This window comes from Streptomyces actuosus (assembly GCF_016921115.1).
GTDB lineage: Bacteria > Actinomycetota > Actinomycetes > Streptomycetales > Streptomycetaceae > Streptomyces > Streptomyces actuosus_A.
Genome location: NZ_JAFFZS010000013.1, coordinates 52,038 through 65,428, shown reverse-complemented (window position 1 = coordinate 65,428; position 13,391 = coordinate 52,038). Strand labels below are relative to the sequence as shown.

Annotated in this window: 10 protein-coding genes and 1 pseudogene; 7 read left to right on the top strand and 4 right to left on the bottom strand. The window is 72.5% G+C overall.

All coding sequences use genetic code 11. The annotated features are described in order from the left end of the window. Positions 1-240: 240 nt before the first annotated feature. Positions 241-1,719, top strand: a complete 1,479-nt coding sequence (locus tag JS756_RS18120; protein WP_205384151.1) for a LamG domain-containing protein — start codon at positions 241-243, stop codon at positions 1,717-1,719. A 28-nt stretch (positions 1,720-1,747) separates the two neighbouring features. On the opposite strand, the gene JS756_RS18115 is transcribed toward JS756_RS18120, so the two are convergent. Together JS756_RS18115 and JS756_RS18110 are read right to left on the bottom strand one after the other, a co-directional pair. After that, on the bottom strand, positions 1,748-3,373 hold the full coding sequence (locus JS756_RS18115) for a ricin-type beta-trefoil lectin domain protein (RefSeq protein WP_205384150.1): 1,626 nt from the start codon (positions 3,371-3,373) through the stop codon (positions 1,748-1,750). Between the two features lie 222 nt (positions 3,374-3,595). After that, on the bottom strand, positions 3,596-4,477 hold the full coding sequence (locus tag JS756_RS18110) for an RNA polymerase sigma factor SigF (RefSeq protein ID WP_205384149.1): 882 nt from the start codon (positions 4,475-4,477) through the stop codon (positions 3,596-3,598). A gap of 235 nt (positions 4,478-4,712) precedes the next feature. On the opposite strand from JS756_RS18110, the pseudogene JS756_RS18105 reads away from it, so the two are divergent. Together JS756_RS18105 and JS756_RS18100 are read left to right on the top strand one after the other, a co-directional pair. Continuing rightward, positions 4,713-5,087 (top strand): annotated as a pseudogene (locus tag JS756_RS18105) (STAS domain-containing protein); the annotation flags it as partial. Positions 5,088-5,505: 418 nt separating this feature from the next. Beyond that, positions 5,506-5,985 carry an ATP-binding protein gene (locus tag JS756_RS18100; RefSeq protein WP_205384148.1) on the top strand — a complete coding sequence of 160 codons (480 nt, stop codon included), beginning with the start codon at positions 5,506-5,508 and terminating at the stop codon, positions 5,983-5,985. A 699-nt stretch (positions 5,986-6,684) separates the two neighbouring features. On the opposite strand, the gene JS756_RS18095 is transcribed toward JS756_RS18100, so the two are convergent. After that, positions 6,685-8,190 (bottom strand): peptide MFS transporter, encoded by a 1,506-nt coding sequence (locus JS756_RS18095; protein ID WP_205384147.1) that lies wholly within the window; start codon positions 8,188-8,190, stop codon positions 6,685-6,687. 519 nt (positions 8,191-8,709) lie between these two features. Between JS756_RS18095 and JS756_RS18090 the strand changes: the two genes are divergently transcribed. Next, positions 8,710-9,387: a response regulator transcription factor gene (locus tag JS756_RS18090; protein ID WP_030653180.1), complete on the top strand. Its 678-nt coding sequence runs from the start codon at positions 8,710-8,712 to the stop codon at positions 9,385-9,387. A 24-nt stretch (positions 9,388-9,411) separates the two neighbouring features. Further along, positions 9,412-10,686 carry a sensor histidine kinase gene (locus tag JS756_RS18085; protein WP_205384146.1) on the top strand — a complete coding sequence of 425 codons (1,275 nt, stop codon included), beginning with the start codon at positions 9,412-9,414 and terminating at the stop codon, positions 10,684-10,686. 76 nt (positions 10,687-10,762) lie between these two features. On the opposite strand, the gene JS756_RS18080 is transcribed toward JS756_RS18085, so the two are convergent. Continuing rightward, a complete protein-coding gene (locus JS756_RS18080; RefSeq protein ID WP_205384145.1) occupies positions 10,763-11,299 on the bottom strand; it encodes a GtrA family protein in 537 nt (178 codons plus the stop codon). Between the two features lie 414 nt (positions 11,300-11,713). On the opposite strand from JS756_RS18080, the gene JS756_RS18075 reads away from it, so the two are divergent. Continuing rightward, positions 11,714-12,853, top strand: coding sequence for a 5-(carboxyamino)imidazole ribonucleotide synthase (locus JS756_RS18075; protein ID WP_205384144.1), 1,140 nt, complete (start codon positions 11,714-11,716; stop codon positions 12,851-12,853). Next, entirely contained in the window at positions 12,850-13,386 is a 537-nt protein-coding gene (gene purE / locus JS756_RS18070) for a 5-(carboxyamino)imidazole ribonucleotide mutase (protein WP_205384143.1), read from the top strand. Before JS756_RS18075 ends, purE begins: the two co-directional genes overlap by 4 nt. The last annotated feature ends 5 nt before the right edge of the window (positions 13,387-13,391 follow it).

Sequence of the window (13,391 nt, the reverse complement as noted above, 5' to 3'; positions counted from 1 at the left end):
GGGGCACCCCGGTGGCCCCGGGGAGGCGAGGCACGCCCCCGCACCGCCCGGCGTGGCGCCTCGCCGCGCTGCCGCACCACCCGAGTACATCCCGTACGAGGGCTGCGTCAGCACGCCCCCGCACCGCACCGGGCGACGCGGAGAGGCCCCCGCTCTTCCCCAGGACCGCCTAGGATCCGGATGATCATCGAACGGGCGGGCCGGCCGCAGCGCCGGACCGGTAGGGGAGGGGACGTACAGATGACCGAAGGGGTCAGCAGGCGGGGCCTGTTGGGCGGTGCGGCGATCGTCGGCGCCGGGGCGCTGGCGGGCGTGACGGGCAGCGCCGGGACGGCGGCGGCCGAGCCGCCGCTGGACACGCCGTTCACGCCGGTGTCGGTGCCGCATCTGCTGGAGGCCGAGCAGATGGTGCAGTACCAGCGCCTGCTGGCGGCCGGTCACCTCCCGGCCGACCTGGCCGGCCACTGGCCGCTCGACGGCAGCCCCGCCGACCGCTCCGGCGGTGGCCGGGCCCTCACCCTCGGCCCGAACGCGACCTGGTCCGCGCTGCGGGCCGGCGGCGAGCTGACCCTGGACGGCACGACCGCGTACGCGGCGACGACGTCCGTCGTGGACACCACCGCCCCCTTCACCGTCTCGGCGTGGGTGCGCCTGGCACCCGACGCCGACACGACCGCCATGCAGACGGCGGTGAGCCAGGACGGCACCACCGCCAGCCGCTTCCTCCTCCAGTACGACGACAACGCCGGCACCTGGGTGTTCAAGGTGCGCAGCGCGGACCAGAGCAGCAAGGTGTCGGCCGTGGCGTCGAGCCCGGTCGCCCTCGGCGTCTGGACCCACCTGGCGGGCGTCTGGGACGGCACGGGCATCCGCCTGTACGTCGACGGCGTCCTGCGGGGCAGTGCCGACACCGGCCTGGACTGGGCCGCGACAGCGGGCTTCAACATCGGCCGGGCCCGGTGGAACGGCGCGTACGTGAACTTCTTCGACGGTGCGGTGGACGACGTACGGGCCTACGGCCGCGCTCTGACCGCGCCGGAGATCGCCCTCGTCGCCGGCCGGACGGCCCGCGAGAACAACGTCTACCTCATCGGCTCCCCGTCGTCGGTGACGTGGGGCCGCCCCGACGACCTGACGAGCTGGGTGGCGCACGCCCGCTGCTCGTCCTTCCTCACCTGGGTCCTCCGCCACACCTACGGGTGGGCGACCGACGACTACTTCACCGCCAACTTCCAGGACCGCATCCCGGAGGCCGCGGACTACCGCAAGGCCTTCACCGACGGCACCGCCGGCCCCCGCCTCCGACGCATCCGCAAGGTCGCCGACCTGAGGCCGGGCGACCTGATCGCGGTCGACTACAACGGGCAGGTCGAGGGCAGCACCGGCCACATCGTGATGGTGCGCGAGGTGAAGGGCGTCTTCTCCGGCACCGCCGACTTCACCGGCGAGACCCAGTACGCCGTCGAGGTCGTCGACTGCACCTCGGAACCGCACGGCGTGTACGGGCTGACCAACTACCCCTCCTATCCCGACACCCGCATGGTCTCCAGGACGGACGGGGAGAACTTCGAGGGCGTCGGCTACGGCCACATGATGTTCTACGCCTCCGACGCCACCGGCGAGTTCTCCCGTTACCGCTGGAGCGTCAACACCGGCCGCACCACCGCGGAGAAGCTCACGGTCGCCGACCGGCCGATCGCGGCGGCGCGCGTGGTGTGACCGGCGGCGGCCGGGCACCGGCGGGGGCTCACCGCGCTCCCGCCAGCCAGCGCTGCTCCTGCCGGCCGTCCGCCCCGCGCAGCTCCACACCGTCGTCGTACCCTGTGGGGGCGACGGCGGTCGACGGTGCGATCTCCGGCCGGATCAGTCCCTGCCCGTCCACCGTGAACCGCAGGTTCCGCCCGTTGCGGCCGTCCAGGGACGAGCACGTCCAGATGCCCACGCCCCGGTCCACGTCGCCCCGGCTGTCCAGGCAGAAGTCGGGGTCGGCGTACGACTGGAACGCGTCGCGCCGGGCGTCGTACCGCCAGCGCTGGGTGGGGGAGGAGGTGCAGGGCGCGGTGATCACGTCCGTGCCCTTGCCGAACCAGCCGTCGCGGACGTCCAGGCACCGGCCCGTGGCGGCATTCACCACCTGCGCGTACGTGCCGTTCGGCGGCTGCGCCGCGGGGGAGGGGGTCGGGGTCGGCCGGGGGCTCGCGGTCCGCGTGGGCGTCGGCGTCGGCGTCGGCGTCGGCTTCGGGGGCGCCGTTCGGGACGGCGACGGGGACGGCGAAGCGGACGTGCGGGACGGGGAGGGCGACGGTGCCGGGGACGAGGCGGGCAGCACGCGCGGCGGCATGCCGGCGGCCGCCGGGCTGACCGCCGCCGACGACGGCTGCCGATCCGGCCCGTCGGGGGTCAGCAGCAGCACCAGCAGCGGGGCGAGGGCCACCCCCAGCGCCGCCGAGGCCAGGGCGAGGCGGCGGGACGGACGCCAGGGACGCTCCGCCGGGCTCGGGGCGCCGGCCCCCGGCCCGGCGTCCTGACGCTGCGCGTACACAGCCCCCGCCCAGGCCAGCAGCCCTTCGGCCAGGGCCGTGCGCGGCGTGTCCCGCAGATCGCGCAGCTCCTGCCGGGCCGCCGTGCAGTGGCCGCAGCGGGTCATGTGCGCCTGCAGGTCGGTGCTGAGGCGCGGGCCGTCCGGCCGCACCGACTCCTCGATCAGGCGGCGGAAGTCCGCGCAGTCGGGGTCGGGCGAGGCGGCCAGGCGGTGCCGCAGGCAGGCCTGGGCCAGGCCGTTCAGCGCGGCCGTCGTGCCGTACGCCACGTCCGCCGGATCGGTTCCCAGCAGCAGCGCCGTGCGTTCGGCCGGTTCCTGCTCCAGCACGGCGTACCAGATCAGGCCCTGGACGCGGGCCGGGAGGGACTCGAACGCCGTCAGCATCGGGGACGCGGGCACCTCGCCCGTCGTGCTCAGCACCAGCAGCAGACCCGGATCCAGGCCCCGGGCCCGTTCGTCGCGCGCCCAGGTGCCCGCCGCCCGTGCCACCGCCCGCAGCAGGTGGTGCCGCCAGGGCACCGGCGGGTCGATCCTGCGGGCGGTCTGCTTCGCGGCCCGGGCGAAGACCTCCGCCGTCAGCTGCCGTGCCGAGGAGTCGCTCGCGGCGCACAGGCGGGCGTAGGCCAGGACCCGCTCGTGGTGCCGGCGGCGCAGCTCGCGCAGGGCCGGGTAGGCGGTGGCGGTGCGGGAGCGCAGCATGTCCGCCAGGTGGGCGTCGCTGAGTTCCTCGTACGGTGCCGCGCCGTACACGTTCGAGGACCACAACGAATCCCCGGCTTCCCCGGCTTCCCCGGCTTCCCGGGTTTCCCCGGCTTCCTCGGCCCGTGCCATCCCCGCCTCCCCGTGCGCCGCAACAACCCGGGCCGGCAGCCCGGTTACCGGTCGGTTGGGGGGTGACCGTAGTGCATGGTGAGGGATGTGGGGATCCCGCGAAAGACGTTTCCTGCGGTAACCCCGCGATCGGTCCCCGGCACGCACATCGCCCGGTACTCCGCCGACCTGTCGTCGTGGTGACGCACCGTCGGGACATGGAGTACCGGGCGAGAGGCGGGCTCACTCCTCGACCGTGAGCCCCTTGCGCAGTCTCACCAGGGTCCGGGTGAGCAGGCGGGAGACGTGCATCTGGGAGATGCCCAGTTCCTCGCCGATCTCCGACTGGGTCATCCCCGCGACGAACCGGAGCGAGAGGATCTTCCGGTCACGGGGCGGGAGTTCGGCGATCAGCGGCTTCAACGACTCGACGTACTCGATCCCTTCGAGCCCGTGGTCCTCGTACCCGATGCGGTCCGCGAGGGCGCCCTCCGCGTCGTCCTCCTCCGGCTGTGCGTCCAGGGAGGAGGCGGTGTAGGCGTTGGAGGCCGCCATCCCCTCCACCACCTCGTCGTTGCTGAGGCCCAGGCGCTCGGCCAGTTCCGTGACCGTGGGGGCGCGGTCCAACTGCTGGGCCAGCTCGTCGCCGGCCTTCGCCAGGTCCAGGCGCAGTTCCTGGAGTCGGCGCGGTACGCGCACGGACCACGAGGTGTCGCGGAAGAAGCGCTTGATCTCGCCGATGATGGTCGGCATCGCGAAGGTGGGGAACTCCACGCCACGGGAGAGCTCGAAGCGGTCGATCGCCTTGATGAGGCCGATGGTGCCGACCTGGACGATGTCCTCCATCGGCTCGCTGCGGGAGCGGAAGCGGGAGGCGGCGAACTTGACCAGAGCGAGGTTCAGCTCGACGAGCGTGTTGCGGACGTACGAGTACTCGTGGGTCCCTTCCTCAAGGGATTCGAGCCGCTCGAAGAGGGTCTTGGACAGGGCCCGCGCGTCCACGGGGCCCACCTCGTCGAAGGGGGGTATCTCCGGAAGACCGGCAAGAATGTCGTCCGCTGGGGGTGTCGACGTCGCCGTACGGGTATGCGAGGCGTCGAGCCGGGGTGACATGATGTCCTCCATCGTTCTCGGCATATGGCTGCCGAAGCCGGTACGTGCACTGCGGTGTGCGGCGCCTCCAAAGCCGGCCGTGTCGGGTACGTGTCTCTACTAGCCCTACCCGCTTCCCCGAGTCCGCCGCAAGTGCGATACGTGCGGAAATGTCCGTTTGTGGGTGGTTGTTCGGCTGTTGAGGCGCGCACAGAAGGCGTATGTTCGAGGGCGTCAGTCAGGCACGACCTCAGGAGAGAGAGACGGCATGGACCGCGGCACGGTCGGCAGCGCACAGTCGGGCCGGCTTCTGGTGGAGGTGCGGGAAGAGGGCTCCAGTGCCGTCGTGACCGCCGCGGGTGAGCTCGATCACCACACCGCCGAGCTGCTCAGCGAACCGCTCGACGAGTGCCTCGCCAAGGGCTTCAGCCGCCTGGTCGTGGACTGCACCCGGCTGGACTTCTGCGACTCCACCGGCCTCAACGTCCTCCTCGGCGCCCGCCTGAAGGCGGAGGCGGCCGGAGGCGGTGTCCACCTGGCGGGCATGCAGCCCGTGGTCGCCAGGGTGTTCGAGATCACCGGGGCCGAGTTGGTCTTCACCGTCCACGACACCGTCGAGTCCGCTCTCGCGGAGGACTCCGGTGAGACGGACGACACATCCGGGGCCGGCGAGGCCGCAGCCGGGTCCGGGACCGGGTCCGCGCCGTCCGCCGGGACCCGCGAGAGTCCCGGGGAGCGGGAGGATCCCGGCGGCACGGCCCCGGATTCCCCGCAGGAACCCCAGAGCTCCGGGGGCCGGCGGACGTCCGCGCCCCGCACGGCCGGCGAGGGCGCAGAAGCCGATGAGGCCCGCTGAACTCTCCCGCACCCCGGCGGCGCGGCCCGTCCTCCGCTCCGCCCGGATTTCGCACCACTCGTGTCGTCCCGCACAACGCACCGAACCGAGGGGTGTTCCCTTCGTCCGGTCGGGCAGGAGACATCCTGGACCACTGTCGGTCCACGACGTCACGACGTCACGACTTTTCCGTCCTGAACTGGTGAATCGGTGAGGTGAAGCGCTGATGAGCACCACCCGGCCCTACTCGCCGGGCTCCCCCGAGCCCGGCGGCGGCGCTTCCGGCACGTCGACGGGACGTCAGGTTCGCACGCTGAGCCTCGACGGCCAGAGCGGTGTCGTGCCGCTCGCCCGCGACTTCGCCCGGCAGGCGCTGTACGCGTGGGGCTGGCTGCCCGCGGCCACCGCCGACCAGCGCGCCGCGGCCGAGGACGTCCTGCTCGTCGTGTCCGAGCTCGTCACCAATGCCTGCCTGCACGCCGAGGGCCCGGAGTCCATGGAGATCGGCTGCGACAAGAAGGTGATCCGTATCGAGGTCTCCGACCACGGCACGGGCCAGCCCGCGCCCCGCACCCCGCACCGCGCCGGCCGCCCCGGCGGCCACGGCATGTTCATCGTGCAGCGGCTGTGCCTGGACTGGGGCGTCGTGCGGACGCCGGGCATGGCCGGCAAGACCGTCTGGGCCGAACTGGGCGCACCCGCCTGAGCGCTCCGCTGGAGGTGCCGCGCCATGACGTTCCGTCGACCGCAGCGCCGTCGTGGCCGGTCGCGCAGTTCCCCGCGCCCCTTCGGGGCGCTGCCGAAACACAGCGGACCTCGCCCGACCCGCTCAGCCCCGCACGCCCTCCCCCGCATGCGCGCCGGATCCCGGAGATCCGGCGCGCACTTTTCTTCCCTCCGCCTCCGCCGACCCCGTCGCCCGGCCGACCCCGTGTCCAGGCAGCGTCCCTGACGGGCCGCCGGGAGGCTCTGACGCACCGTCGGCGCCCGCGGGTGCCGACCGTGCGGTGCGGGCGTCCGAGCCGTGCTCCCCGCCCCGCCCCCTTCGTCGGGCGCGGTGGTCCGGCCGTGGCCGCCGGAGCGACGCCGCGTCCGGAGGGCGACCGTCGAGCCGGCCCCGCCCGGGTGCCGGCGGGGTGGCGCGGGGCGGCGCTCCCGAGCCCCGTCGGGCGGCGCGGGGCGCGTCGGCCACGGCCGTATCGCGTCCGCCCCGCCCTGCGGGCCGCTTCCACGCCGGGAGCGCCGCGTGCCGGGCACGGGCCGGGGCACGGGGCCGGGCGGGGTGGCGCGGCCGGAGAGTGCCGGGGGCGGAAAGCGCGCGGAGGGCCACCGCATCACGAGGATGCGGTGGCCCTCCGTCCGCCGCCGCGGCCGGCCACGACCGGCGCCGCCTGCGGCGGAGTGCTCAGTGCACGTCGCCCATGAGGCTGTTGACCTTCCTGCGGTACATCCACACCGCCGCACCGGCGAGCGCGGCGAGCGCGGCCTCCATGGCGACGAAGCCGGTCCGGTCGAGGTCGACGCCGCCGACGGCCGGGTTGGACACCAGTGCGGTGATCGAGTCGCCCGCGGTGACCGCGAGGAACCACACGCCCATCATCTGCGAGGCGTACTTCCTCGGCGCCATCTTCGTCGTCACCGACAGACCCACCGGCGACAGCGTCAGCTCGGCGACGGTCTGCACGAAGTAGACGGCGACCAGCCACATCGCCGCGGCCTTGTGGCCGCCCTCGGAGATCGACAGCGGGGCCAGGAAGAGGAAGAACGACGCGCCGATCAGCACCAGACCGGAGGAGAACTTCACGATGGTGCTCGGCTCCTTGCCGCGCCGGTTCAGCCACAGCCACAGCCAGGCGAAGACGGGCGCCAGGGCCATGATCATGACCGGGTTGACCGACTGGTACCAGGAGACGGGGAACTCCCAGCCGAGGACCGAGTTGTCGGCCTTGCCCTCGGCGAACAGCGACAGCGTCGAACCACCCTGGTCGTAGATCATCCAGAAGATCGCGGCGGCGACGAAGAACCAGACGTACGCCCGGACCTGGGACCGCTCGGCGCCGTCCAGGTCCTTGTCCCGCAGGATGCGGCCGATGACCAGGATCGGCACGATCAGGCCGATGAGGGTCAGCGGGATCAGCGCCCAGTTCAGGGTGAAGTGGCCGCTGAAGCCGACGGCGGCGTAGAAGACCGCGGCGACGGCCAGCCAGATCAGTCCCTTGCGCAGTGTGGCGGCCTTCTCCTGGGCCGACAGGGGCGTGGGGACGACGTCGCTCTTCTCGCTGAGGTGGCGGCTGCCGAGCAGGTACTGGGCCAGACCCAGGGCCATGCCGAGCGCGGCCAGCGCGAAGCCGAAGTGCCAGTCGACGTTCTCACCGACGGTGCCGATGATCAGCGGCGCGGCGAAGGCGCCCAGGTTGATGCCGATGTAGAAGAGGGTGAAGCCACCGTCACGGCGCGGGTCCTCGGGACCCTTGTAGAGGTGGCCGACCATCGTGGAGATGTTCGCCTTGAGCAGGCCCGAACCGATGGCGACGAGGCCGAGGCCGACGAAGAAGGTCGCCGCTGCCGGGAGGGCCAGGCACAGGTGGCCGAGCATGATGATCAGGCCCGAGACGGCGACCGTCTTGCGGGGGCCGAGGAAACGGTCCGCGACCCAGCCGCCGGGAAGGGCGAGCAGGTACACGAGGGACACGTAGACCGAGTAGATCGCGGTGGCGGAGCCCATCCCGAGGTTCAGGCCGCTCGGGGCCACGAGGTACAGCGGGAGGAGTGCGCGCATGCCGTAGTAGGAGAAGCGCTCCCACATCTCGGTCATGAAGAGGGTGGCCAGGCCGCGGGGGTGGCCGAAGAAGGTCTTCTCGGAGCCGGGGGTGCCCGGGTGGACCGAGTCCTTCGTCAGGCTGGACGCCATGGTCGTTCCTTGCTGGTCGGGACGCGCGGTGGAGCGATGCGCGCCCGGTGGGGGCGGCCGGCACCGGCACGTCGGCCCGTCCGCCCCCACGCCCGAGGGGAGTCCGCTCCGGATCGCGGAGCGGGGACGGCGACCACCGGGATCCACGCCTCTGCGCGCGTCATCGCGCCGAGGCCCGGCCACAGGTCGTTCCTTTCACGGCCGGGGGGATACCGGCCCGCACACAAAGAGGACCTTCAGCGTCAATTCCTCGCCGAAGGTCCCCGCGGTGCTACAGGCGTTGGTTCACCATACGGCAGGACAGTGCCGGATATGGAAGGACTTGAGATATGGATCACAGGTGATCATGCAATCGCGAGCCGCTTTTCGAAGGTCCCTGACAGGATGACACCTTCGCTTGCAGGTCCGGACTATTGGTCGGCGTGTGTCGGTGGGAAAAATGTTCCGGTTCGTCCTGGGTAAGAATCGCTCGCAGTGATCACACCCCGGCCCCGTTGCGGGGCGGACTACCATCACCACATGACCCGTGTACTGCTCGCCGAGGACGACGCGTCCATCTCGGAGCCGCTGGCCCGCGCACTGCGCCGGGAAGGGTACGAGGTCGAGGTGCGCGAGGACGGCCCCGCCGCGCTCGACGCCGGAATGCAGGGCGGCGTCGACCTTGTCGTGCTGGATCTCGGTCTGCCCGGCATGGACGGGCTGGAGGTCGCCCGCAGGCTGCGCGCCGACGGCCACACCGTGCCCATCCTCATCCTGACCGCGCGCGCCGACGAGGTGGACACCGTCGTCGGCCTGGACGCGGGGGCCGACGACTACGTCACCAAACCCTTCCGCCTCGCCGAGCTGCTCGCCCGTGTCCGGGCCCTGCTGCGGCGCGGCGCCGCGGAGCCGCAGCAGCCGCCCGCGACCCACGGCGTGCGCATCGACGTGGAGTCGCACCGCGCCTGGATGGGCGACGAGGAACTCCAGCTCACCGCGAAGGAGTTCGACCTGCTGCGGGTGCTCGTGCGCGACGCCGGCCGCGTCGTCACCCGCGACCAGCTGATGCGCGAGGTCTGGGACACCACCTGGTGGTCGTCGACCAAGACCCTCGACATGCACATCTCCTGGCTGCGCAAGAAGCTCGGCGACGACGCGGCCAACCCCCGCTACATCGCCACGGTTCGAGGCGTGGGCTTCCGCTTCGAGAAGAGCTGAGCCCACCACCCCGGGTAAGAGGACATGCGCCGCCGTCTCATCCAGTCCACACTCGCCGTCGTCCTGGTCGTGATCGCCGTCTTCGGCGTCTCGCTCGTGATCGTCGAGACCCGCACGATCAGCAACAGCGCCCAGGAGCGCGTCGACCTGGAGGCGCTGCGGCTCGCCAGCATCGTCGACAGCCGGCTGCTGAGCAGCGAGGAGGTCACCCCAAAGATCCTGGGCGGGCAGGTCACCGAGGAGCGCTACGCCGTGGTGCGGATGCCCGGGAAGCCGCCCATCGAGGTCGGCACCCGCCCCACCGGCGAGGTCATCCGCTCCCGGGAGGCCAAGGGCGACCAGGGCGAGACCGTCGTGGTCGAGGAACCGCGCTCCACGGTGACCGAGGAGGTCGGCCGCACCCTGCTGATCATCGGCCTGGTGGCGCTGCTCGCCGTGATCGCCGCCGTCCTCCTCGCCATCCGCCAGGCCAACCGCCTCGCCTCCCCGCTCACCGACCTCGCCGAGACCGCCGAACGCCTCGGCTCCGGCGACCCCCGCCCGCGGCACAAGCGGTACGGCGTCCCCGAGCTCGACCGGGTCGCCGACGTGCTGGACGCCTCCGCCGAGCGCATCGCCCGGATGCTCACCGCCGAGCGGCGGCTGGCCGCCGACGCCTCCCACCAGCTGCGCACGCCGCTGACCGCGCTGTCGATGCGGCTGGAGGAGATCACCCTCACCGACGACCCGGACACGGTGAAGGACGAGGCGAATGTCGCGCTGGGCCAGGTGGAGCGGCTCACGGACGTCGTCGAGCGCCTGCTGACGAACTCCCGCGACCCGCGCAACGGCTCCGCGGTCACCTTCGACCTCGACGAGGTCCTCCAACAGCAGATCGCGGAGTGGCGACCCGCCTACCGCAGCGTCGGCCGCGCCATCGTCAGCTCCGGCAAGCGGCACCTGCACGCCGTGGGCACCCCGGGCGCCGTCGCACAGGTGCTGGCGGCGCTGATCGAGAACTCCCTGATGCACGGCGGCGGCACGGTCGCGTTGCGCACCCGCGTCACCGGAAACCAGGCGGTCGTCGAGGTCACCGACGAAGGCCCAGGCGTCCCCGCCGACCTGGGCGCCCGGATCTTCGAGCGCACGATCAGCGGGCGCAACTCCACGGGCATCGGCCTGGCCGTCGCCCGCGACCTCGCCGAGGCGGACGGAGGCCGCCTGGAACTGCTGCAGACCAAGCCGGCCGTCTTCGGGCTCTTCCTCTCCCGCACGCCCCCGGCGAAGAGGACGCCGGACGACGAACCCACCGTCCGGTAGTCGGGGCGTCCGGGACCCGGCGCCGACCGTCACCTCACCGGGAGGCCGCCCACCGGGCGCGGCACACCGGGGTGGGTCAGACCCGCTGGCGGGGCCGCACCGGCTCCGCCTCCCCCAGGAGCGCGTCCGCGCCGTCGGCCAGGCTCGCCGCCGGCCCCGGGCGGGGGGCCGCGGCCCGCGGCTCGGACGCCGGAAGCGCCCGGAACACCCAGGTCCGGTAGGACCAGAAGCGGAACAGTGTCGCGACGGCGATGCCGAGGAACTTGAAGACGTTGCTCTGCAGCGGGCTGTCCCAGCCGAAGCCGTACGTCGCCGCGTACAGCAGCCCGTTCTCGATCACCAGGCCGACCACGCTGAACAGCAGGAACAGCGAGAGTTCCTTCGTGCGGCCGCTCTTGTCGCGGTCGCGATAGGTGAAGTAGCGGAAACCGAGGTAGTTGAAGGCGATCGCCACGACGGTCGCGACGATGCTGGCCCGCACGACCGGCAGCGCGGTCACGTGCCGCACCAGGTTGAACACGCCGAGGTTGACCAGCAGCCCGGCGCCTCCGACGGCGCCGAACCTGGCGACCTCGTGCACGAGGCGGCGCAGCCCTGAGGTACCACGTCCCATGGGCGAGCAAGCCCCCGTCCTTAACGGTTTCGTCAACCCAGCCATGCTAACCATCCCGGTCCGCGGACGCGGCTCGTGCGCTCGCACCCGGCCGGATGAAGCGGACCGGTCCCCCGACCGGGTCCCCCTGCGTCCGGGCGCCCACACCTCGGGCGGGCGAAGCCCGGCACACACGTCGGAAGCCGGCGGAAACCGCAGGTGACGGCAGGGTGCGGCGGGGCACGGAGCCGGAGGCGGCGGACGACGGCGGGAGACAGCGAGTGACCCGGGGCGACCCAGGGCGACCGCGGGCCCCCGGCCGGGAACGGCCGGCGAGCGGGGCGCCGACCTCGGACCCGGGCGCGGAACGGCGGGAGGAACCGGCGGGAACTGGCCGGAAACCGGTGGGTGTCCGGCTGCCGATACCCTGGGGGCGTGACGTTCCCGGTAGTCGGCATGGTCGGCGGTGGCCAGCTCGCTCGTATGACACACGAGGCGGGCATCCCGTTGGGCATCAGGTTCAAGCTCCTCAGTGACACTCCTCAGGATTCCGCGGCGCAGGTCGTGAACGATGTCGTCGTCGGCGACTATCGCGACCTGGACACGCTGCGCGCCTTCGCTCGCGGCTGCGACGTGATCACCTTCGATCACGAGCACGTCCCGACCGAGCACCTCAGGGCCCTGGAGGCGGACGGCATTCCCGTGCGCCCGGGGCCCGACGCGCTCGTGCACGCCCAGGACAAGGGCGTGATGCGGGCCAGGCTCGACGCGATCGGCATCCCCTGCCCGCGGCACAGGATCGTGTCGGACCCCGCCGACGTGGCGGCCTTCGCCACCGAGGGCGACGGCTTCCCGGTCGTCCTGAAGACGGTGCGCGGCGGGTACGACGGCAAGGGCGTGTGGGTCGTCCGCTCCGCCGAGGAGGCCGCCGAGCCGTTCCGGGCGGGCGTCCCGGTCCTCGCCGAGGAGAGGGTCGACTACGTCCGCGAACTCGCCGCCAACGTCGTGCGCTCCCCGCACGGCCAGGCCGTGGCGTACCCGGTGGTGGAGTCGCAGCAGGTCGACGGCGTCTGCGACACGGTGATCGCGCCCGCGCCCGACCTCGGCGACGAACTGGCCCTGGAGGCCGAGCGGATGGCCCTGACCATCGCCAAGGAACTCGGCGTCGTCGGCCACCTCGCCGTCGAGCTGTTCCAGACCCGCGACGGCCGCGTCCTCGTCAACGAACTGGCCATGCGCCCGCACAACTCGGGCCACTGGACCCAGGACGGCGCGGTCACCTCGCAGTTCGCCAACCATGTCCGCGCGGTCCTCGACCTGCCTCTCGGCGACCCGCGCCCGCGCGCCCCGTGGACCGTCATGGTCAACGTCCTCGGCGGCGACTTCCCCGACATGTACTCCGCGTACCTGCACTGCATGGCCCGCGACCCCCGCCTGAAGATCCACATGTACGGCAAGGACGTGAAGCCCGGCCGCAAGGTCGGCCACGTCAACACCTACGGCGACGACCTCGACGACGTGCTGGAGCGCGCCCGTCACGCTGCCGGCTACCTGAGAGGCACGATCACCGAATGACCACCGCTGCCGGCCCCGTCGTGGGCATCGTCATGGGGTCCGACTCCGACTGGCCCGTGATGGAGGCCGCCGCCAAGGCCCTCGACGAGTTCGAGATCGCCTACGAGGTCGACGTCGTCTCCGCGCACCGCATGCCGCGCGAGATGGTCGCCTACGGCGAGCAGGCCGCCGACCGCGGCCTGAAGGTGATCATCGCGGGGGCCGGTGGCGCCGCCCACCTGCCCGGCATGCTCGCCTCCGTCACCCCCCTGCCCGTCATCGGCGTCCCCGTGCCGCTGAAGTACCTCGACGGCATGGACAGCCTCCTGTCCATCGTGCAGATGCCGGCCGGCGTCCCCGTGGCCACGGTCTCCGTCGCCGGCGCCCGCAACGCGGGCCTGCTCGCCGCGCGGATCCTCGCCGCCCACGACGAGGAGCTGCTCACGCGGATGCGCGAGTTCCAGCAGGACCTCAACGACCAGGCCACCGAGAAGGGCAAGCGCCTGCGCGCCAAGGTCGACGGCGCCGGCAGCGGTTTCGGTTTCGGGAAATGACGGCG

Excerpts from the sequence above, each read along its gene's own strand:
- JS756_RS18120 (WP_205384151.1), top strand. The coding sequence starts at position 241 with ATGACCGAAGGGGTCAGCAGGCGGGGCCTGTTGGGCGGTGCGGCGATC.
- JS756_RS18115 (WP_205384150.1), bottom strand. The coding sequence starts at position 3,373 with ATGGCACGGGCCGAGGAAGCCGGGGAAACCCGGGAAGCCGGGGAAGCC.
- JS756_RS18110 (WP_205384149.1), bottom strand. The coding sequence starts at position 4,477 with ATGGAGGACATCATGTCACCCCGGCTCGACGCCTCGCATACCCGTACG.
- JS756_RS18100 (WP_205384148.1), top strand. The coding sequence starts at position 5,506 with ATGAGCACCACCCGGCCCTACTCGCCGGGCTCCCCCGAGCCCGGCGGC.
- JS756_RS18095 (WP_205384147.1), bottom strand. The coding sequence starts at position 8,190 with ATGGCGTCCAGCCTGACGAAGGACTCGGTCCACCCGGGCACCCCCGGC.
- JS756_RS18090 (WP_030653180.1), top strand. The coding sequence starts at position 8,710 with ATGACCCGTGTACTGCTCGCCGAGGACGACGCGTCCATCTCGGAGCCG.
- JS756_RS18085 (WP_205384146.1), top strand. The coding sequence starts at position 9,412 with ATGCGCCGCCGTCTCATCCAGTCCACACTCGCCGTCGTCCTGGTCGTG.
- JS756_RS18080 (WP_205384145.1), bottom strand. The coding sequence starts at position 11,299 with ATGGGACGTGGTACCTCAGGGCTGCGCCGCCTCGTGCACGAGGTCGCC.
- purE (WP_205384143.1), top strand. The coding sequence starts at position 12,850 with ATGACCACCGCTGCCGGCCCCGTCGTGGGCATCGTCATGGGGTCCGAC.